Origin of the sequence: Sinorhizobium sp. P24N7 (assembly GCF_042436655.1) — a bacterium.
In the GTDB taxonomy this organism is placed as follows: domain Bacteria; phylum Pseudomonadota; class Alphaproteobacteria; order Rhizobiales; family Rhizobiaceae; genus Sinorhizobium; species Sinorhizobium meliloti_A.
Genome location: NZ_JBHMIW010000009.1, coordinates 277,189 through 297,606, shown reverse-complemented (window position 1 = coordinate 297,606; position 20,418 = coordinate 277,189). Strand labels below are relative to the sequence as shown.

Below are 20,418 nucleotides of genomic sequence, written 5' to 3'. Positions count from 1 at the left end.
GCGGTCATCGGACCGCTCGTGGAGGTGCCCGTGCTGATACTGCTGGTGCAGCTCGCGCTGTGGCTCGGCCGCCGCTACTTCGCCGAAACGGCTCCCGCGGCTGTCTGAAGCATAGGAGACCCTGAAAAATGAGATTGCGCACCGTTCCCGACATCGACCACCTGCCGGCTCTCGACCCTGCCTACGCGCATCGCAATCCGGCGGAAGGCCTCGGCCCGATGGACCACAAGCCCCGCATCCTGCTCCTCTATGGATCGCTGCGCGAGCACTCTTACTCCCGGTTCTCGGTAGAGGAGGCGGCGCGAATTCTCGAGTTTTTTGGCGCAGAGACCCGCATATTCGACCCTTCGGACCTGCCGCTGCCCGATCAGGTCAAGGGCGACGATCACCCGGCCGTAAAGGCGCTCCGTGAGCATGCGATTTGGTCCGAAGGAATGGTCTGGTGCTCGCCAGAGCGCCATGGCCAGATCACCGGACTCATGAAGGCGCAGATCGACCACCTGCCGCTGAACATGGGCGGCATCCGTCCGACGCAAGGCCGTACCCTCGCTGTCATGCAGGTGTCGGGTGGGTCGCAAAGCTTCAACGCGGTCAACACGCTGCGTATTCTTGGACGTTGGATGCGCATGTACACCATCCCGAACCAGTCGAGCGTCGCCAAGGCGTTCCAGGAATTCGATGCGAACGGGCGCATGAAGCCTTCCAGTTACTACAACCGCATCGTCGATGTCATGGAGGAACTCGTCCGCTTTACGATCCTCCTGCGGCCGCACTCGGCTCAATTGGTCGACCGCTATTCAGAGCGCAAGGAAGCGAAAACGCCGGTTAACCCGGAGACCGACCTCTCCGCCATCGCGATCGCCCCGCAAAAGGGTGCGGCCTAAAGGCCGAGACCGTTCAAAGCGGCCATCGATCCAAAGATCTGCACGCTTGAGCATTCAATCGCCGAAGGAGGCGATCGAACGGTGAGGCGGCTTCTTCGGTGCGCAGTGACGCTTAGACAATCTCCTTGTCCGGATGAGGTCGATGAAGCTCGCAATGATGCCGTCTTTTTCAAACGCAACGCGCGAACCGTTCCCCTCAGAGTTACGTGTTGGACGTCTTAAGGAAGTTGAACGGCAACAGATCGTCAAGGCCTGTATCGACAGCGCGCTGGGGTAGCTCTGTCGGGGCGTAGCGTAGCCAGGCTAGTGGCTCGATGTCACGGGCGCGGCAGGTCAGCATCAGACTGTAGATCACGGCGCAGGCTGAGGCTGTATCCGCCGCTGCCGGCTTCACTTCGAGCGATGCCAATGCTTGCTGCGATCACTCGCCCGACGAGAAAAGACAGGCCGCGCTTGTCCTGCAGCAGCCAGCCTGATCGCCAAGACCTGCAGCATCACCCTGTTGCAGGTCGGACATCCGCAACAGCGCGTCGCAAAATGCACGTGCCGCGGGACCGAGATGCTCATCGGTGCTGTGCATCAGGAAGGCGGGTGTCTGCGTTTCGCCTTGCGGGCCGAATTCAGCGGCGGGTACCCGCACGAGCCGACCTTCCGCCAGGTCTCGCTCCGTCAGCCAGAGCGGCAGGTTTCCCCAGCCGATGCCGGCGCGGATCAGCGCATGCTTCGTCATGTTGTCACCGACCCGCCAGGTTCCCGGGGAGAGGACATTGAAGTCACGGCCCTGCGTAAGTGGAGAGGGGTCTTCTGCGACGATCTGCACGTGATCGGCCAAGTCCGCTGCCGTGATCGGATCACCTGCCGCAGCCCGAAGCCCAAGCGGGTGGTTCGGTGAGACGACTGCCGCGCGCGTGACAAATGCGAGTGCCCGTCGCTGGATACGTGGATCAGGAATGTCGATGCCACTGATCGCCAACACGCAACGACGTTCCCTGAGCGCATGCACCGCTTCTCCGAGCGATGCAGTAAGCACCCGCACCGCAACGGAGGGATAAGCCTCATGCAGTTCCCTCAGCGCCGCACCAGCGAGCCAGAGCGGAAACTGTGGATCGAGCGCGATTGTCAAGCCAAGTTCCACCCCTTCACCAAGGCCCCGCGCCCGCGCCCGCATCGTATCCGCCTTTAGGAGGATCGCGCGTGCGTCACTGAGCAACGAACGGCCCTCTGGCGTCAGCACGGGGCGATGTCCGGAGCGGTCGAAGAGACTGAGCCCGAGCTCCGCCTCCAGATTCGCTATAGCGTGGCTTACCGCCGACTGGACGCGGGAAAGGCGCGCAGCGGCCGCGCGGAAACTGCCCGTCTCCGCGATGGCGACGAAGATACGCATTTGGTCGAGCGTAAGAGCATCTAACATGATCTATTCCATCGATCGACTTGAACGATCCTTTCTCAATTATCCTGATCGATTTCCCATGTCATCTATTGGTTGAGAAAACAACCAGCGCTTACCGGCACCGCGGCAACGCCCCCGCGTTCGTGTCACCCAGTGCAAAGCAAGGATCAGGAAAGATGACCAAGGTGCTCGTGCTCTACTATTCCTCCTACGGCCACGTCGAAGCGATGGCGAAGGCTGTCGCGGAAGGCGCCGGACAGGCGGGCGCCACCGTGGCGCTCAAGCGTGTACCGGAGCTCGTGCCGGAGGCGGTTGCCAGGAGGTCAGGGTACCGGCTGGACCAGGACGCCCCTGTTGCGACCGTCGCCGAGCTTGCCGATTACGATGCCATCATCATCGGCACGCCAACCCGCTACGGCAACATGGCAAGCCAGATGAAGAATTTTCTCGACCAGACCGGCGGCCTTTGGGGCGAGGACAAGCTCGTCGGTAAAGTGGGCAGCGTCTTCACCTCGACGGGTAGCCAGCACGGCGGGCAGGAGTCGACGATCCTGTCGACGCACATCGTCATGCTGCATCTCGGCATGGTTATCGTGGGTTTGCCGTACAGCTTCAAAGGCCAGATGCGCATGGACGAGATCACCGGCGGTTCGCCCTACGGCGCTTCCACGCTGGCAGAGGACGAAAACCACGGCGACAGAGGCCCCAGCGCCAACGAACTGGAGGGTGCCCGGTTTCAGGGCAGACATGTGGCCGAGGTCGCGGCTGCCATCACGCTGGGTCACAGACAGCGCCTGCCGGAGCTGGTCCGTTGAACATCACCCCGTTCGCAGCGGTCGGATCAGCCTGGCCCAGGATCGTCCTTGTCGTAGGCGCGGGCGTGGTGTCCGCCTTCCAGGTCGGCAAGGCCCCGATGGCGCTTGCGGCTGTGCAGGCGGACCTGGCACTCAGCCTCGCCACGGCATCGTGGCTCATCTCGATCTTCGCCGTTACTGGCGCTTTGGTCGGTGCACCGATCGGACTGGCTGTCGACCGCATCGGCGCCAAACGAATGGCCGTCGCCGGCCTTCTTCTGCAGGCGGCGGGTGCCGCGCTCGGAGCAGTATCGGCGAGCGCCGTCCCGCTGCTCGCGACAAGGGTTGTCGAAGGCCTAGGCTTCCTCTGCGTAGTCGTTGCGGCACCCGCCCTGATCACCGCAGCAGCACCAACTCATATCCGCGACAGGGCCATGGCTCTCTGGGCAACCTTCATGCCGATCGGCATTATGGTGATCATGCTGGCCGCGCCTCTGCTGAGCCTCCTAACCTGGCGTGGTTTCTGGCTCTTGAACGCTGCAATCCTCGTCGGGTTTGCGTTGCTTCTCGGTTGGAGCTTGCGTCTGCCGGACACTCATTCTCGACCACACCGGAATATCCGTCAGGATATCGGCGAGGCACTTGTTTCGAAGGGGCCTTGGGTACTGGGAGGGTTGTTTGCGGCGTTCTCAGCCGCCTACTTCGCCGTATTCGGCTTTCTGCCGTCGCTCCTTTCTCAGCGCCTTGGCATCAGCAACGAGGCGGCAAGCATGCTGAGCGCGCTGGCAATAGCGGCGGGCGGCGTTGGTAATCTCGTGTGTGGGCAGTTGCTCGCCCGCGGCTTCCCGGCGGCACAACTGCTGCTCTTCAGCTTCTGCACCATGGCCCTTTGCGGGGTCGGTGTCTTCAGCCAAGTCCTCTGGGCCGTTGCTGCCTATGCGCTCTGCGTCGTCTTCTCCTTGGTCGGCGGGCTGATTCCCGTCGTGATCTTTGATAGCGCGCCGCGCAAAGCTCCACGCCCAGAACTCGTGGGGGTGACTATTGGCTTCGCCATGCAGGGCAATAACCTTGGTCTGATCATCGGCCCAGCCACCGCCGCCGGCATTGCCGGCGCATTCGGCTGGCCAATGGTTTCCGCCCTTGTCGCAGCGATCGCCATCGCGGCAGCGCTGCTGGCGCTCACCTTCAACGGCAGACAATCAGCTGGAATCGGCCGCGATGATGCGCCTCACTAAAACAGCTGCAGGTCCTTGACGCTACCACCGCTGGACCGCCTCAGCTTGCTACCAATCCGCCGGACTGCATCCAGGCCGCTGGCTGAGGTGGTGACCTTCGCCCAGTTACCTGGGCGAAGGTCGACTTGGAGCCCAACCCGGTCCCTTCAGGTGTCGGCGTCAGCGGCACAGGTGGCGCACTTGATGCCGAAATCGGGAGTTTTCCGAAAGGGGCGGTTGAGGCACGACATTAGCGGCTACATATTGAGGCTCCCGGACACGGCGCGGCCGGGGCCCTGTTCATCGGCGGCATTGCCGCCCGCACTTCAAGGCGAGGGTTAGGAGTCGACGTCCGGACGGGGCATGATACCGACTTCTGATCGTCTAGGGAACGACCTCAGGTCACTAGCTGTCCAACGGCACGTGTGCGCCGACTGCCGCCATGTCGCTGAAGCGCCAACACCAGATGTTCCGACAAGGTAGATCGTTGCTATTTTCGGGGCCGCATTGATGCCCACCACTTATTCGAGACGCCGTCCAGATGATCTCGAAGTCTGTCTTCGACATGCTCGGGGCTCCAAACAGCAGCGCATTCTAGGCGGACTGCCTCTTCAAAGCTGAGCGGGGACTCGGCATTCGCGATGGCATCATACGCTGCTAATTTGCCTGAAATCCGATCTTGCTTGAAAAACACCGCGCCGTCCAAGGCGGACACTGTGGGTAGGTCAACCTTTCCGACGATGGGCCATCGCCCGGACTTCGCAGCACTGTCCATCACCCATAGCTTAAAGAGAACCGCTCGATCTCGCACGTCTTGAACTGGTTCTTCACGTTCGAAAACACCGTCGAGAAAGGCGAAGAGCGGATGTGTTAGGGCGACTGCGTGAAATTGCTTTCCGTTTCCGATATCGATGCTAACGATGTCGCCTCGATTCTGCTTTCTACCTCTAACCATCGCGCCCTCGCTGTTCCAGCAGTACGTTTAGCGGGTCCCGAGAAGTCCGCAAAGGGCCGACAGGCGTCATAACTCAGAAGCGCCAATTGCAGTCATTACCCTGGCAAGTCGAGTGGGTTCTTCATCACCCCCAAGCCGGAGGTAGAGCATGGCGATGATACCCAAAAGCTGCCGCTGTAGCATAAAATACTTGGAGGAGCTTTCCCTCCATGCTCCGCTTGCTGAACTTCAATCCTTGTGGGCAAACAAAAGGCCCATCGGCGACTTCTTGAGCTCCTTGTGAGCGTTCTTCAGCTCCCGAAATCGTTCCGGGAGTTCTTTCAGTTTCGGCACATCCAAGATCTGGTTGGCCGCGAATGCCGCCGCCCCGAAGAACGGCGTCCCGGTTGCGATGGCCGCTATCTCAACCGCTCCTACGGATATCCAGGATCCGAGATCATGCCCCGCAAACTTGAATCCCTTGTTCCGTAGTTCCTTCACGTTCCGCTGGTGCTGGTCGAAGGCCTCCTGAATATTCTCGACGATCTTGTCGCTTGATCGGAAGAAAGCGTCTGGCTTCGCCTCGGCGATCTCGCTGACACCGGCCGACAGGACGTCTCGGATCTCGTGGAACGCGCCCTGCTGACGCATCTCGATGAGCGCGGCGGGAGGGATATTTCCGAGCCATTCCATGTCCGTCTCGGCCGCGCGCTGCAGGCCTTTCACCATGTGGAGATGGGTGTTGTCCGGGGTGATCGACGAATTGTATTCAAGCTTCCAGTTGAAGTATCTCCAAGAGGTCGGCGCGTCCATCAGTGGAGTGCCGCCGAGGTAACGGCTCTTCAGCAGAATGTCGGTCGCCTGCATCATCCGTCCCACGCACTGTGAGGCGAGAACCTGGCCAGGCCCGGACCCCGGCGGCAGAAGGTGTCCGTCGCGCTCGAAGGCGCGCGCTATCTGCTCCTCCGTACTTCCTGTCCAATCTGTATCGAACAGGAACCGATCCCGGTCCGCAATGTGGGCCGCGGCCTTCTCCGGCGTGTCCAGTTCGTTGCAGAACGCGAAGAGGTCATCGATGTTCTCGAACTCCCGGCCGAACAGGCGATGCGCGTGCGCCACGCCGTCGCGTTCTGATATACCCTTCAGGAACTCGATCTCGGATTCATCGACAGACGACCGGAACGGCGTCACCACGACGATCGGATTGTCGAGCTTGGCCGTGGCCAGATCCCGATAGCCCATGACGTTCACGGCATGCTTGACCAAGTAGTAGACCTGCGTCTCGGGCGGCGACATTTGGAAGATGTGCCTCGAGTGCCAGAACGGATCTGACAGGACTATCGTGTCGATGTAGAGGCCCGCGCTGCTGGCGATGTTCCGATCGTAGGACGGAAACAGGTCACCGCCGTAGACTGCCTTCGTCGATTGCATGTCCTGGATGTGGTAGTGCGACGCGTCCGTCACGGCACCCCAGAATTCCTCCAGACCCTCCAGGAATTTGGGGATCTGAGGGCTGTATTGTTCGACGCTCAGGGGGTGTCGCGACACGATATGGGCGAACTCGTTTGCATTCGCCCCCATCTCCTTCGCGGACTTTACGAAGAAACCGAGATTACGCTCGACGAATTCGAAATAGGCTTCGGTGATGGTGGAGAGCGAAGCGGCGTCTTTTTCGCGCTCCCGGTTGTGCATTCCGGCTACCGCTAGGGCCATAGCGCGGACGCGTCCATCGACCGTTCCAAGATTGATCTTTCCGTCGGCACTGTATCGGACGGCCATCAGGCTTTTTTCCAAGCCCTCAGCGACCTCTTGCGCGACGTGGATTTTCCCTTCTTCGAACTTCGTGCGCAGAAGCTCCAGTCTCCACCGGAGCTCCTCATCTCTTTCTTCTTGGTTCACGGAAATCACCACAGCAGACATCGAACATTACTGGAACTTTGATTACCGTCTATCGCCTTTGCAAGTGTGTGATCGCGCTCTCCCCAAGCTATGCCGTGGACAAGCCGAGTTTCCAGCGCTTGGAGCCCGACCGATATTCTGTCTGACCACATTGGAGCTTGCTAATGAACAAACGATCCTGGTGAGCAGTCATGATGCGGATTGCTTTGGTGTTGCCGTTACTACGCTCTTGTCAGTCGTAGAATCGAGCTTGCAAGGGGTTGCATTGCGCCAGCAGCGGTCGTTCACGACAGTTAGCGCTCCTGCCCACGCGATGGAGGCATTTACGGGCGAAAGTCTTTATTGAAGCGGGTGGATCGCTGCCAATAATCCACGAATGCGCGGAGCTTAGGTAGCATCTGCTTGCGGCTAGGGAAGTAGATGAAAAAGCCGGGGCTGGAAGGCATGAAGTCTTCAAGGCACGCTTCGAGCCGTCCCTGGCGTATGAGAGGTTCGACAACAGCACCGATGTTGTAGGCCAGGCCAATGCCCGCCTGTGCAGCAGCAAGAGAAGCTCCAGGTTCATTTACGATGACGGGTCCTTTAACAGCCATGGAGAAAGGCCGCGCACCACTCTCGCTGGTGGACTCCACAAAATCCCATCGGTAAACCGCGCCTCCTGCAAGTCGGATGTTGATGCAGTCGTGATACCCAAGCTCCTCCGGGCGCTGGGGCTTGCCGCGCTGAGCGAAGTACGAAGGTGATCCCACGACCATTCTTGGAGACGCTTGAGTAAGCCGCACAGCCACCATATCCTCCGCAATCATTTCGCCGACCCTAATCCCCGCGTCGTATCCCTCTCCGACGATATCAACAAATCGATCTTCGAAGATCAGTTCGAGTTCGATGTCCGGATAGGTGTCAGCAAATCCCTTGAGCATAGGTTCGATCAGCGTCCGTGCCACGAAAGGGACGCTCAGGCGTAGTAGACCTTTTGGCTTGGCGCTGAGGCTCTGGGCCGCTTCGAACGCGGCCTCTACATATGTTATTCCGGTCGCAACTTGCTCCAGGAATAACCGTCCGGCTTCGGTGAGACCAACGGACCGTGTGGTGCGGGCCAGAAGCGGCGCACCCACACGCGCCTCCAGTTGCTTGATAGTCCAACTAATTGAGGCAGGCGTGACGCCAAATTCCAGCGCAGCAGCGGTGAAGCTGCGTCGCTCTGCGACGCGAGTGAAGACGATGATCCCATCGAGCGCGTCCATCCGCATTATCAAATCCTCTTTATAACTCCATTGAGATTCTGGCAGATTATCAAGCAGGCCTCCACTTCTTAATCTTCCAATGATTGCGAGAAGGAGCGCCTACGAATGCCTGTTGCTTCGATCACCCGTCGGAACCTTGGCCTCGGCTTTGCGGCAAGCGCCATTCTCCTCAGTACAGGAAACATCGTCATGACGCAGACACTTACCGAGAAGACGCATCCTAAACCGCAGAAGGTAAGCTTCGAGAGCGGAGACGGCTTCGTCGTAGCCAATCTCTATCTTCCAGAGGGGCACGATCCGTCGCGCCGCTATCCAGCGGTCGCAGTTGGTGGGTCTCTGACGTCCGTCAAGGAGCAAATGGGCGGCAACTATGCTGGTGAGCTTGCTCGACGTGGGATTGTGGCGCTCGCGATCGACTACCGGAACTACGGCGAGAGCAGCGGCGCTATGCGTCAGTTCGAGGACCAGGCCTCCAAAGCCGAGGACCTATCGGCCGCGCTCCGCTTCCTGAAGAAGCGGAGCGATGTCTCCGGAGCTGGCATTCTCGGAGTCTGCACCAGCGGAGGCACAGCCCTCTACGCAGCGGCAAGAGACACCAATGTGGGCGCGTTGGCGACCGTTGCGGGCTTCTTCTCTGACCCGCAAATGGTGCTGAAGATGTTCGGAGGACAGGAGGGTATTGATGCCAGGATCGCGGTGGGTCGACAGGCGCGGATGCTTTACGACGAGACCGGGGTGATTGAGACTGTCTTCGCCTATATGCCAAACGAAAAGGCTGCAGTGAGCGCTAGCCCAAGTGAATACTACATGGACCTGTCGCGCGGAGGCGGCGTCCGTGCCTGGCGGAACGAGTTCGCAGTGATGGGTTGGGAGCAGTGGCTCGCTTTCGATCCCCTATCGCAGGCTCGGCACGTCAAGGTACCGACGCTTGTGGTGCACTCGGATGGCGCGGCTTTTCCTGAGCAGGCGCGTAAGGTTCATGACCTACTCGGCGGCCCGAAGGACCTATTCTGGGCGGAAGGCAAACACTTCGACTTCTACGACCAGGCGGAGACGGTGCGGCAGGCGGCAGATAGCGTTGCTGCGCACTTCCACAGCAAGCTGGGTTGACGGTCGCCCAGCACGACGAGGAAACCGATGACGACTTTGGGGCCGATAGGCGTCCGCCGCTCAGCGCCAACAGCGGACATGGCAAGATGCTGTTTTTTAGGGTCAGCTACTGTCCCGATGAACAATGTGGGCAAATGCCGGTGGCAATTTCGCAATCAGGGGAATCAAGGCAGTTGGCTTCAGGTCGAAGCGAGGTAGCTGTTCCGGTAAGGCCCAACGGAATTCCAACTCGGTGTCTCCGTCACGGCTGCGATCGACAATGGCATCCTGAACGAACGGGGGCGGTGAGTGCAACTGCACGTCGTAGTAGAAGCCCAGCTCATGGGCCTTCCTACCGCTCAGCTCAAAAAAGTTCTCGATCAATAGCCGCATAGGGCCCACCACTGAGATGGTCCCAAGCTCCTCCTCGACTTCTCGCGACAGAGTTTCGGCTGAGGCCTCGTGAAACTCGACTCTACCGCCAGGAAGCGCCCAGAATGAATCGGCGACGGAGCGGTCGATCAAAATACGACCTTCAGCCCAGATAAGAGCTGCCGCCCTGACCTGAAATTGCGATGGGCCATTATTCAAAACGATCATCGTTCTGTCGTTCATCTTAGAACCTTTCACAGTTTCCAATCCGATCTGCTATCGCAGATGCAAAGAGATGTCTGCTACGGGCCGACAGGCGTCATGGGCGCGAACTGCCGCAAAGGTCACAGGGCAGCCAGACGACTGGCGAAGAACTGGAAGGCTTCGTGGAAAACAGGGTGCCATTCTTCATCAAGCGGCACCCTGATTGGATGCCAGAAGAATGCGAACGTGTGGCCGCCATCGTCCTCTGCAGCGTGTTTCCACTGGTCGGGGAGTCCTGTCGAGCCCCAAGTGAAGAAGTGCCAGAGTATCTGTTCCGGTCCTACATGTAGCGCTCCCAAAAAACTCATTTCGATCGGGCAGTCCAAACCACTCTCTTCAAGGAGTTCACGCTTGGCCGCATCCCGAGGGTGCTCGCCCTGCTGAATCGTGCCTTTCACGAACTGGTTCCCCGCTGACGGATGCCGGAAGGCAAGAACCTCGAGCCCATGCTTGGTGGCTCTGATCACGATAGGGCACGATTTTTGAACGTTGATCATCCGGCAGAAATGGACGCGAGACGCGAGAGTTGTCAACGGCAGCTTCGCGCCGTGAGCGGACAAGAGGCCCACCCTTGCTTTCCCTAAGAGTGGGTAGCTCAACCGGATTTCGCCAACCCTGCGTATAGTCTCCGCAACATGGCAGCGCTAATCCTTAGATCCCTGATCCGTCGAGCTCTCTCTCGTCTTCGCCTTCCCAGGGTGAGGGCATCGAGGTGCGATCGAGATTGGCCGAGGGCATCGGCATCCAACACTTCAATTCCGGCTCGGCGTATTCGATGATGCGGCCGGGCGAGGAATCAGAGGCGCGCCAGCCATCTGCACCGAACTGATCGCCATTCGACCAATATACGAGGTCAACTTCTGCCGCCCCCTGCTCGGACGGGCGGATCGTGACCAGAATCCGACTGCCGTCTTTCGGCGCGCTTGCCATGTGTCGCCAGGGGTTTGGTTCGGCCATTATTTTCTCCTCCTGCCTCGCTGCAGGAACGGCGCTGCTGTTCGTGCCCCGGGGGAATTTGTCGGGTCAAGCGTTGCTCAGTTGTTCTTGATTTGCTCGACTGCAGCCGCGAGCAGTTCATCCATGACGCTGCGAATCTGAGTATCTGAGAGGACTACGCCGGCCAGATCGAAATCGGTGCGCACCTTGCGGAACACATCATTGTCTCCTACCTCTTCGAAGTCTGCCTGCACCACCTCCTTGGCATAGGTGTCGGCATCCGTGCCCGTTTTGCCGAGCTTTTCGGCGGCCCACAGGCCGAACAATTTGTTGCGCCGGGCCATGGCCTTGAACTTGGTTTCCTCGTCCATCGCGAACTTTTTTTCGAAGCCTTCCTGGCGATCTCTTATGCTCACGGCTTAACCTCCCGGTTCCGGTAAAATTTTCGACGTGCCCGATATCCACCGGATCACGGAGCTCGTCGGAACTGAGCATGGCGTGGTTGGACGACACTCGCAAGTCCTGATCGTGTCAGCCGGTGGAGGCAAGCTCGCGGCAAGTCTTGCGGGGCGACTGCGAAGTGGGCGCGACCCAGGGCACTCAACTCGTCAGACCGAAGAGGACTTCTTCGAAGATTTCCCAGCTTTCATCCATGGCAAAGGCTGCGGAAATGTAAGGAAGGCCGATGTGACCGTAGCGGACCGACAGCTGCCGCTCCGCGATCTCTTCATCAATGCCAGCGATCTGCTGAAGGTAGAGCATCGCGGCCAACCCCGTTCTATCAGCGCCGGCTTGGCAATGGATGAGTATCGGCTTGGGTGCGGTTTGCAGCAACGCGATCAGCTGCCGCGCCTGCCGCGGCGACACCCGTTTCGAAGCCGACAATCGGAAATCAAAATGAGCGATGCCGCCTCGGCTGGCGGCTTCGACCTCCCGCAGGTACCAGTCTTCGCTGCTCTCGCCCCGGAGATTCACGATGGATTTGATGCCGTATTGCCGTGCATAGCTCGCGACGTCCGCGGCAGAAGGCTGTGCCGATCGGTAGACCTCCGCCGGCAGCACCTCGTGGAAATTGCCGGTGAGTTGGAGAGCACCCCGATAGGCGCCAAGATAAGCGCGGTTGTGCCGGCCGAGCCCGCGACTGCCTTCAGGAATCTGTTCATATTCAACCCTGTTGTTGCGCACGAAAGTGGGCGAAGTCAGCACACCTGGCTTTCCGCCTGGAGCGCCAGGCGCGTTTGCAGCCGCCGTAACGGCGAGTTCCGGTCGGCCTCTTATCATCCGTGATTGCCGTCGGATCCATGATTGGGGGAGCAGTATCTCCTGGGACCTGTAAAATACTGACAAGCCTGTGGAACTCGGCTTGCCAGCGCCCTCCACCGTCTGGGGTTACATGCTTACAGTAAGCAGCACCGGCAGCCCGGCGCTCCACCCCCTGTGCGTCATACGAGAACTGCGGGTTCGGAGCACGGAATAGGCGATGGCCCCCCCGATCACGAGCAGGGTCACAAGCAATGCCCACTGTGGCGCGAGGTAAGGCACCCAGCCGAGTTCTTTCGAGAGGCCAAAATTCCAGATGATCTTTGCTCCGATCAAAACGAGCACGAGTGAGAGGCCGTACTTCAGGTATTTGAAATGCGCCGCCGCTGCGGCGAGCATGAAGTACATGGAACGCAAGCCCAGGATGGCGAATACGTTGGAGGTGTAGACGATGAAGGGATCACGGGTGACCGCAAAGATTGCCGGGACAGAATCGACGGCGAACACGATATCGGCGGTTTTCCGAGGACATCGAAAGAGATGCCGGTGTTGTTAAGCGTTTCCCGAGCTCGCTCGATCGCCTGGCCGAGTTCCTCTACGTGACTGGTCCTGTCGTAATCCCATGAAACAGCCGCAAAGTCTCTGATCGGAGGCAGCGTTGCCATTGCCGCGGGCATAACTGTGAGGTGCACATTGTGCGCAGAGCAAAGATCCGCAGCTGCCCGAAGATCACCTTCGAACTGGTTGACACCAACCACAAGGAGAAGGGTGTTTTGTAGGTCATCATCTGATCTCCCGAAACCGGTGGGTGGAAGACAGTTTGCACTCACCTAATGGCGGGCACAAGAACCTCGCTCGGAATGGAGGCACAGCTCTTTGGACGTCAGCTTTACCGAGTGCTTGAAGACCGACCGATATTGGCGCTGCCGGCGGGGCGGATGGTTCAAATGGCTGATACCGCGGGATCCTTGAATATTTTGGGCCTGGAAGAGTCGTCACGCATCATGTCGCGGACATGACGAACAACGCCGGACGTCACCGCTTTTGGGCAGCCGAATTCCCGCAATACCGATTTCCTCCTGCCGCGGATCCGCAGTTCGGAAGTGACGTTGTGCCTGCTCGCCAGGCAACAAAAAAGGCCGGGCAAACCCGACCTTCCTCACGTCGCTTCAATTCCAGTGCCAGTACATCCGTGGTCAAAAGTCTCAAGCGACTTGCGGCCCCGGGAACATCCTCAGACGCTCACCAGCAAGGCCGATGGGCAACATATAGGGGCAGATTGTGTTCGCAACAAGTCCATCATGCTTGCGGCTATCTTCTTACCGCATCAGACCCGCGGCCCGAAGCGCATCGTTTATGACCTTGGCCATCCCGCCGTCCGAAGCGGTCCCAGCGGCGTTCGATCGCGACCTTGCGTAGCGCAATGCCTTCTCTATCGCGGATGACGCCGAATTGGGTTCTTCTCGGCGGACGAGACTGCCGGCTGCCTCAGCCTCCTCTACATCTGCCACCGTGGCCAGACCCCATGAATGGGCGATACGCACGGTCGAGGAAATCCCAGTCTCAAGCATGTGCGGACCGGCTCTCCCGATCGGTACATCGCTGCTCGTCGCCAGAGGAACGCCGTGGGCCATGCCTTTGACGGAGTAGGCCTCGACGACCTGCTTGCCTTTCGCGTCGAGCCAAACTTTGCGGGTATGGCCGTGTATCAACTCGCTCCGCGTTGGCTCCGTGGCGAGGCCGTGAACGTCTGACCATTGCTTGACGATCTGGTCCGCGTTCCCGGGTCGGACCGTCTGGTCATGCGTCCCGTGCCAGATCGAAATCGAAGGCCAGAGCCCCTTGTGGTTCGATGCGCTCTTGAGTACGGACTGAAGCCTGGAGACAGTCGGCGGAGTGCGGCCTTGCATATGCTCGAACGCCTCAGCGACCGTGCCTGCCACACCATAAGGCAGCCCGCTGATGATTGCGCCGCCCGCAAATATGTCGGGATAGGTTGACAGCATGACGTTCGCCATTGCGCCGCCTGCCGAGAGGCCTGTGACAAAGATGCGCTTGGGATCGATGCCTTGCGACTGGACGAGATGGCCGACCATCTGCCGGATGGACAATGCTTCTCCCGCATCCCGCCTGATGTCGCCTGGCTCGAACCAGTTGAAGCAGAGGTTGGCATTGTTCGATCGCTGCTGCTCGGGGTAGAGCACCGCAAATCCGCGTCGCTCTGCGAGTTGAGACCAGCCGGATCCAGTTGCATAGCCCTCTGCCGTCTGTGTGCAGCCATGCAGCGCAACCACAAGCGGGGCGTCGGGGGCCATGATCGACGGCAGAAACAGCCACGCCTTCAATGTTCCGGGGTTTGAGCCAAATCCGGCGATTTCGACCAAGCGGTGATTTTGTGGGGGCTTGTTGAGCAATGCCGTCTCCTCGGCCGCCAATTGGGCCTGAACTGTTGATGTGGGGACGATTGCTGCGTCGCAGATGGGAGTCTCAGGTTAATTCGCGTGCACATTTTTCTGAGGCCTTACAGGCGGTGCAAATTCCAATGGAACAGCAGAGCCCGCCGACAAAACAGGGGCAGGGATGCCATGGGCCCCGCGGATTATCTCCTCGCATCTAAGGCCAGTCGACCGACGCCCATCCCCGGCTTCTTCAGAGCCACCCGCGCCTCTTGAAATACAGGAACGGCATAACGGCCGAAAGAACCATCAAGCCGATCGCGAACGGATAGCCGATCTGCCATTGGAGTTCCGGCATCACATCAAAGTTCACGCCGTAATCGGGGCGACGAGCGTCGGCGGGAGAAATACGACCGCCGCCACGGAGAAGATCCCGATGATCATGTCGGCATTGCCGACGGAGCAGATGGTCCGTACGCATTACTAAGTCAGCAACCGCTCAGACGCTGGCATTCAATTCTGACAGCTCACACACGCTATCGCCGCCCCCACGCATCCGGTGAACTCCGATTGCGTCAAACGACAGTCCCGGCGTGGTGGCCCGGTATTCCCTACGGCAGAACTGCCGCGATCGCCTCGGCCAGACGGTCGACATTCTCGATCCGAGGACGGGATATGATGCCGACTTCTGATCGTCTAAGGGAACGACGTCAGGTCACTAGCGCCCAACGGCACCTATGCGCCAACAGCGGACATTGCAGTCCAGCGCATACGGCTGCGTTGCGGCAATTTCTAAAGCGAGCCGAACGCGGCCATTCCTGCCCCAGGATCACAGGTTGACCCGCTGGTGATGCCACCCGCGGGCCAACCTGAAGTTCAACCGACGAGCAGATGGCTCATCGCCGGGTCGGGAATGACCACGATGCGGCTGCCATCTCTTACCTCGTCGTGAAGGTGAATCACGTCCTGGTTGATGAGCCGGATGCAACCTGAGGAAACGGCCTTCCCAATGCTGAAGGCCTCAGGCGTGCCGTGTATTCGATAGAGGGTGTCTTTCCCGTTTTCATGGATGTAGAGCGCCCGCGCACCAAGCGGGTTTTTGAGTCCGGGATCCATTCCTCCATTTGCGATGCTGTAGGGCTCCAGCTCTGGCTGCCGCGCAACCATTGAATCAGGCGGCGTCCAGCGCGGCCATTCCCGCCTATAAGCCATGATGGCCTCCCCAGCCCAGGCAAATCCTTCACGTCCAACGCCGATCCCATAGCGCATGGCGCGGCCGTCTGGTTTGATGTGGTAGAGATATTTGCCGGGCGTATCGACCACGAGGGTGCCTGGCTTCTCGTTCGCCGGGTAATCCACCTCGGTTCGCCAGAACTGCGGCGGTAGCTGGCTGATGTCGACCTCCGGGATCGGAAACCTCTCATTGGGCATTGCATAGTACATCGGCGGCACCACCGGGGTAGGCGCAGGCGGAGGTTCGGCGATCGTCACGACGGGTGGCGGTTCGGTCGATACACAGCCAGAGACGGCGATCGCCCCTACACCAAGGATGAAGGAGCGCCTTGGCAGGCCTGCACCAACCCACCGTCCGTTTGAGCTGCTCGTTCTCTCTTCAGTCTGACTGTCATAGGCCATGTCGGTACTCTCTGTTAATCTCGCGGGCTGCTTCCAAGCCTGCCCACCTTAAGGCAGCCTTAAGTGACGAATGGCGGAGGCCAGTGCGCCTTGGAGCCCACCCGCTCAGGCCGCGCGGGCCTCTGCGATCGCCTTCTTCAGCCCCTTCTCATCCAGCACACCTGCGAACGTGGTCCGGCCGATGAGGAAGGAAGGCGTACCTGCAAAGTTGAAGGCGAGCGCCTGGCTGTAGTTGCGGTCGAGCAGCCCCGAGATCTTGGTGCTGTGCTTGTTCACGGCGGCAGCAATTTCCTTCATCGTGAGGCCGGTGCTCGTGAGCGCCTTCTCCACGGCTTCTTCAGTCAGTTTTCCCGTGGTCTTCATCAGCGCCTCCATTGCAGGCTCGTACTTGCCGATCTGCGCGGCTCCGAGGACTGCCTGGGCAGCAAAGATCGAGGCACCGCCGAAGACGGGCCAGTCCTTCAGCACCAGCCGGACATTGCCGTCCTCGCGAACGACCTTCTCGAGTATGGGATGGATCTTCTTACAGTAGGGGCACTGGTAATCGAAGAATTCGACGACCGTGACGTCCCCTTTGGGATTGCCGAGAACTGGTGCGTCCGGATCATGGAAGACGGTCTTTTCGGTGATCTCCTGGCCGAACGCCAGGCGCGGGAGGACGGCAGCCACTGCGGCAGTGCCTGCGGTGACGGCGAGCAGGTTTCTGCGGGTAATCATTCATACTTCTCCTTTTCGCGGTTCTTCAGGTCCGAGCACGACGACCTTCGAGCCCTTCGGCACGCGGCGATGCAGGTCGATGATGTCGTGGTTTAGGAGCCGGATGCAGCCGGACGAGACCGACTTGCCGATGCTCCAGGGTTCATTGGTCCCGTGGATTCGATAGAGCGTGTCCTTGCCGCCCTGGTAGAGGTACAGGGCACGTGCTCCCAGAGGGTTCTTGATGCCCCCCTCCAGGCCCGATGCTAAAGGGCCGTAGCGCTCCGGATTGCGCTTGATCATGTTCTGGGTGGGCACCCAGCCCGGCCACTGCGCCTTACGGGCGATATCGGCCTCGCCCTCGAATTCCATGCCGGCCTTGGCGACGCCGACGCCGTAGCGCATCGCCTTGCCACCCTCCATGACGAGGTAAAGAAAACGGGAGTGGGGATCGACCACGATAGTGCCTGCCGGATAGCCGGTCTTGTAGTCCACAACCTGGCGGACATTCTTCGGATCCATCTTGGTGACGTCGACGCCGGGGATGGTTTCGTCTCCATCCTTGATCGGCGCATACATGCTGGCCAACGACGGGTCCGCTTTCGGGGCTTCGACCTTTGCGGGCTCCGCGGCGGTCTGCGCGCAGGCCGACAACCCCATGACGAAAAGCGAGGCGGTCGACGGTCGCCACAGAGCGGCCGCTCGGGAAGGTGTCATTCGGAAATTCCTTCTTCAGATGTGAGTTCCTGGATCTTCTGCGCGAGAACCTCGCGAGAGATCTCACCGAGGTGAGAGCCGGCAAGCGTGCCATCGGCTGCTAGAAAGAGTGTCGCGGGCAGGCCGACTGCCGAATAGTGGCGACTAAGCAGAAGCTGCGGATCGAGCACCGCCTGCGGCAGGTTAAGGTTCGCGCTCCGGAGGTATTCAGCGATCTTTGTCGAAGGCTCTCCCTGGTTTGCGAAGACAAAGTCGACATCGGCCGTACTGGCAGCGAGTTCCGCCATCATCGGCAGTTCGCGGCGACAAGGGGGGCACCAAGTCGCCCATAGGTTCAGAACCGTAGGACGACCGTTGCTACCAATCCTGGTTTCGGCACCAGTGAGGGAATGGAAGACGGATGTGACAGGCGGAACCTTGGTGCCGGAATAGGTCAATGCAAAGGTGGCCGCTGTGGCAACAATCCCCGCCACCACGCTTGCCATCGCCCATCCGGCGAGCTTTCGGCTTCTCAGGAACAGCACGACCAGCATCACTGTGACGCCTGCGGCACCACCGCTCCAGGAAAAGCCGCCCTGCCACACCGCAAGGATACGCCACGGCTCTGTCGCGAAGCTGCCGGGATGCTGCAGAACATGTCCGAGGCGCGCCGCCGCCAGTCCGACCAGAGCCGTCCAAGACGACCAGCGTCCGAGCCTGTCGTCGACCCGGTGGGCAAGAACGGACGCTGCAGCGAGAAACACGACCATGCCTACGATGGCAGCGAAGCGCTCGGCGTCGAACGCGAAGGGACCGAAGGAGACGGCGTTCATCGAAGGGCGCTCTTGGCCACTGATGCAGAGGTCTTAACGGTGTCCGCACTGATCTCGCCCACCAGCCTGCTGTCGGCAATCTCATCGTTGTTGCCGTCGAGGAACAGCATTGTTGGCGGCCCAACGACCTGAAGCTCCTTCATCAGCGACTGGTTAGCCTCATTGATCTCACTGAGATCCACCGAGATCAGGCGGATGCCGTTCAGGGCGTTTGCCACGGTCGGGTCCGGAAAAACGGATCGCTCGATCACCCGGCAGGTGACGCACCAGTCGGCCGTGAAGTAGACAAGCGAGGGGGTGTCTCCCGCGTCGGCTGCCAGCAGCGAGGACAGTTCGGATGAGGAGGCAGCGGACTGGAACGCGTCCTTGTCGATCGCTTTCGTAGCTGTCGCGTCTCCGGAGCGTGCGGCAGCGATGGTAGCGAGAGGCTTCAGAGGATCGGTTGTGCCCGAGAGGCCGCCAATCCCCAGCATGATGCCGTAGAGGGCGGCCAGCATTCCCGCGGATTTGGCTAGTCGCGCAGCCCCTCCGGCTTCGGGCCTCATCTGATCAAAGGCTCCGATGAAGACAGCGAAGGTAATCGCCAGGATAGACCACAGCAGAAGACCAGTTCCGGAAGGCAGCAGACGGTCCACGAGCCAGACCGCAGTGCCAAGGAAGAGGAAGCCGAAGACCTGCCGGAACCGCTCCATCCATTGTCCCGCACGTGGGAGCAGGCCCGATCCGAAAGTCCCCATCAGGATCAGTGGTATACCCTTGCCCACGCCGAGCGCGAACAGGGCCGTCGCTCCGAGGACGACGTCTCCGGTCTGCGCGATGTAGAGAAGCGCGCCAGCGAGCGGGGCCGTGACGCAAGGCCCGATCACCAGAGCAGATGAAAACCCGAGTGCTGCCGACGACGCCAATGAGCCTCCAGAACCGCGGCGTGAGGCAAGTCGATTCCTGAGAAAGGAGGGAAGCTGGAGTTCGAACAGCCCGAAACTTGAGAACGCCAGAGCTGTAAAGATGGCGGCAACGACGAGTGTAGCAGCGGGAGACTGCAGCGCGATCTGAAAGTTCTGGCCCCACCAGGCGGCGACGACACCGAAGAGACTGAAGGCCGCCGCCAAGGAGACGACGTAGGTTGACGACAACGCAAATCCACGTCCGGCCGACAGGCTCTCGCCCTCCCTCGACAGGGTCGCTGCGAGGATCGGGTACATGGGAAACACGCATGGCGTGAAGGCCAGCAGGATGCCGAGCCCCAGGAAGCCGGCGACCAGCAACAGCACGCCACCGCGATCGAGCAGAGAACCGACCACTCCGTTGGAAGACTGGTCCGAGATGCGGATAGGAGCCGTGTCGGCAGGTTCCGGCGCAGCTTTGGAGACCAGAGGGAAAGCTGCCTGCGATTGAAGCGCAGGCTGCGGAGCAGGCAAATCGGTAGTACTGATGAACGCAAGCGCCGCAGGATCGACTTCGACCGTCGTCGGAGGATAGCAGAGACCCCCATCCTGGCAGCCCTGGTAGGTTACCTTCAAGGGACCGTTGACCGGTCCGGCGACCGTGGCCGTGGTTGTCCCGTAGTAGACCTCGGTGCTTCCATATCCGGGGTCATCCTTGATGACGCCCGGCGGAGTTGCGATCGCGACAGGCTTGTCGTCCGCACCCGTCGCGCTCAGATACTCCCAATAGAGATAGTATCCGTCTTCGAGTTGCCATCTTATGGCGATGTCAGCACCGTCGCGGCGGGCCTCCATGCGGAAGGCCTGATCCATTGGTAGCGGCGGTTCGATGGCAAAGGCTATCGCCGACGCCGCCAAGGTCACGATGAAACTTGAGAACGAGAGGAAGAAACGCAAGGATCCGCTCCGGTTGCCTGATATGGAGCGGCGGTCTCTCC

The 20,418-nt window shown here is 60.1% G+C and carries 20 protein-coding genes and 3 pseudogenes; 4 read left to right on the top strand and 19 right to left on the bottom strand.

From position 1 onward, the window contains the following. The first annotated feature begins 128 nt into the window (after positions 1 to 128). Positions 129 to 884: an arsenical resistance protein ArsH gene (gene arsH, locus ACFHWW_RS18325; RefSeq protein WP_379939829.1), complete on the top strand. Its 756-nt coding sequence runs from the start codon at positions 129 to 131 to the stop codon at positions 882 to 884. A gap of 112 nt (positions 885 to 996) precedes the next feature. On the opposite strand, the pseudogene ACFHWW_RS18320 reads toward arsH, so the two are convergent. From ACFHWW_RS18320 to ACFHWW_RS18310, 3 genes and pseudogenes are all read right to left on the bottom strand, one after another. Next, positions 997 to 1,082, bottom strand: a pseudogene (locus tag ACFHWW_RS18320) (HicA protein); the annotation flags it as partial. 4 nt (positions 1,083 to 1,086) lie between these two features. Beyond that, positions 1,087 to 1,260 (bottom strand): annotated as a pseudogene (locus tag ACFHWW_RS18315) (transposase domain-containing protein); the annotation flags it as partial. A 45-nt stretch (positions 1,261 to 1,305) separates the two neighbouring features. Next, positions 1,306 to 2,295 (bottom strand): LysR family transcriptional regulator, encoded by a 990-nt coding sequence (locus ACFHWW_RS18310; RefSeq protein WP_379939827.1) that lies wholly within the window; start codon positions 2,293 to 2,295, stop codon positions 1,306 to 1,308. A 155-nt stretch (positions 2,296 to 2,450) separates the two neighbouring features. Here ACFHWW_RS18310 and wrbA point away from each other — a divergent pair, with 155 nt between their 5' ends. Continuing rightward, the gene (gene wrbA, locus ACFHWW_RS18305; RefSeq protein WP_379939825.1) at positions 2,451 to 3,089 is read left to right on the top strand and encodes an NAD(P)H:quinone oxidoreductase; all 639 of its coding nucleotides are present in this window, start codon (positions 2,451 to 2,453) and stop codon (positions 3,087 to 3,089) included. After that, positions 3,086 to 4,303, top strand: coding sequence for an MFS transporter (locus ACFHWW_RS18300; RefSeq protein WP_379939823.1), 1,218 nt, complete (start codon positions 3,086 to 3,088; stop codon positions 4,301 to 4,303). Before wrbA ends, ACFHWW_RS18300 begins: the two co-directional genes overlap by 4 nt. Before the next feature lie 469 nt (positions 4,304 to 4,772). On the opposite strand, the gene ACFHWW_RS18295 is transcribed toward ACFHWW_RS18300, so the two are convergent. The 3 genes from ACFHWW_RS18295 to ACFHWW_RS18285 form a co-directional block, all read right to left on the bottom strand. Further along, positions 4,773 to 5,237: an Imm26 family immunity protein gene (locus ACFHWW_RS18295; RefSeq protein WP_379939821.1), complete on the bottom strand. Its 465-nt coding sequence runs from the start codon at positions 5,235 to 5,237 to the stop codon at positions 4,773 to 4,775. A 228-nt stretch (positions 5,238 to 5,465) separates the two neighbouring features. After that, complete coding sequence (locus tag ACFHWW_RS18290; RefSeq protein ID WP_379939819.1) at positions 5,466 to 6,995, bottom strand: hypothetical protein; 1,530 nt, start codon at positions 6,993 to 6,995, stop codon at positions 5,466 to 5,468. Positions 6,996 to 7,438: 443 nt separating this feature from the next. Further along, complete coding sequence (locus ACFHWW_RS18285; protein ID WP_379939817.1) at positions 7,439 to 8,359, bottom strand: LysR family transcriptional regulator; 921 nt, start codon at positions 8,357 to 8,359, stop codon at positions 7,439 to 7,441. 105 nt (positions 8,360 to 8,464) lie between these two features. On the opposite strand from ACFHWW_RS18285, the gene ACFHWW_RS18280 reads away from it, so the two are divergent. After that, complete coding sequence (locus tag ACFHWW_RS18280; protein ID WP_379939815.1) at positions 8,465 to 9,469, top strand: alpha/beta hydrolase; 1,005 nt, start codon at positions 8,465 to 8,467, stop codon at positions 9,467 to 9,469. A 102-nt stretch (positions 9,470 to 9,571) separates the two neighbouring features. Here the strand turns inward: ACFHWW_RS18280 and ACFHWW_RS18275 are convergent, their stop codons facing one another. The 13 genes and pseudogenes from ACFHWW_RS18275 to dsbD form a co-directional block, all read right to left on the bottom strand. Then, a complete protein-coding gene (locus ACFHWW_RS18275; RefSeq protein ID WP_379939813.1) occupies positions 9,572 to 10,063 on the bottom strand; it encodes an NUDIX hydrolase in 492 nt (163 codons plus the stop codon). 101 nt (positions 10,064 to 10,164) lie between these two features. Next, the gene (locus ACFHWW_RS18270) at positions 10,165 to 10,581 is read right to left on the bottom strand and encodes an NUDIX domain-containing protein (RefSeq protein WP_379939865.1); all 417 of its coding nucleotides are present in this window, start codon (positions 10,579 to 10,581) and stop codon (positions 10,165 to 10,167) included. A 154-nt stretch (positions 10,582 to 10,735) separates the two neighbouring features. Further along, positions 10,736 to 11,041: a hypothetical protein gene (locus ACFHWW_RS18265; RefSeq protein WP_102763017.1), complete on the bottom strand. Its 306-nt coding sequence runs from the start codon at positions 11,039 to 11,041 to the stop codon at positions 10,736 to 10,738. Positions 11,042 to 11,118: 77 nt separating this feature from the next. Continuing rightward, a complete protein-coding gene (locus ACFHWW_RS18260; protein WP_379939811.1) occupies positions 11,119 to 11,436 on the bottom strand; it encodes a DUF1476 domain-containing protein in 318 nt (105 codons plus the stop codon). 184 nt (positions 11,437 to 11,620) lie between these two features. Further along, positions 11,621 to 12,082: a dual specificity protein phosphatase family protein gene (locus ACFHWW_RS18255; RefSeq protein WP_379939809.1), complete on the bottom strand. Its 462-nt coding sequence runs from the start codon at positions 12,080 to 12,082 to the stop codon at positions 11,621 to 11,623. A gap of 327 nt (positions 12,083 to 12,409) precedes the next feature. Continuing rightward, the gene (locus ACFHWW_RS18250; RefSeq protein WP_379939807.1) at positions 12,410 to 12,787 is read right to left on the bottom strand and encodes a TerC family protein; all 378 of its coding nucleotides are present in this window, start codon (positions 12,785 to 12,787) and stop codon (positions 12,410 to 12,412) included. Positions 12,788 to 13,599: 812 nt separating this feature from the next. After that, the gene (locus tag ACFHWW_RS18245) at positions 13,600 to 14,745 is read right to left on the bottom strand and encodes an alpha/beta hydrolase family esterase (protein WP_409349351.1); all 1,146 of its coding nucleotides are present in this window, start codon (positions 14,743 to 14,745) and stop codon (positions 13,600 to 13,602) included. Between the two features lie 184 nt (positions 14,746 to 14,929). Then, positions 14,930 to 15,117 (bottom strand): annotated as a pseudogene (locus ACFHWW_RS18240) (CorA family divalent cation transporter); the annotation flags it as partial. Positions 15,118 to 15,552: 435 nt separating this feature from the next. Continuing rightward, positions 15,553 to 16,311 carry a L,D-transpeptidase gene (locus ACFHWW_RS18235; RefSeq protein ID WP_379939803.1) on the bottom strand — a complete coding sequence of 253 codons (759 nt, stop codon included), beginning with the start codon at positions 16,309 to 16,311 and terminating at the stop codon, positions 15,553 to 15,555. A 105-nt stretch (positions 16,312 to 16,416) separates the two neighbouring features. Further along, the gene (locus tag ACFHWW_RS18230) at positions 16,417 to 17,028 is read right to left on the bottom strand and encodes a DsbA family protein (protein ID WP_379939801.1); all 612 of its coding nucleotides are present in this window, start codon (positions 17,026 to 17,028) and stop codon (positions 16,417 to 16,419) included. Next, positions 17,029 to 17,724 (bottom strand): L,D-transpeptidase, encoded by a 696-nt coding sequence (locus ACFHWW_RS18225; RefSeq protein WP_379939799.1) that lies wholly within the window; start codon positions 17,722 to 17,724, stop codon positions 17,029 to 17,031. Beyond that, positions 17,721 to 18,536 carry a prolipoprotein diacylglyceryl transferase family protein gene (locus ACFHWW_RS18220; RefSeq protein ID WP_379939797.1) on the bottom strand — a complete coding sequence of 272 codons (816 nt, stop codon included), beginning with the start codon at positions 18,534 to 18,536 and terminating at the stop codon, positions 17,721 to 17,723. The genes ACFHWW_RS18225 and ACFHWW_RS18220 overlap by 4 nt, the downstream gene beginning before the upstream one ends. After that, positions 18,533 to 20,377, bottom strand: a complete 1,845-nt coding sequence (gene dsbD / locus ACFHWW_RS18215; RefSeq protein ID WP_379939795.1) for a protein-disulfide reductase DsbD — start codon at positions 20,375 to 20,377, stop codon at positions 18,533 to 18,535. The genes ACFHWW_RS18220 and dsbD overlap by 4 nt, the downstream gene beginning before the upstream one ends. Positions 20,378 to 20,418: the final 41 nt, after the last annotated feature.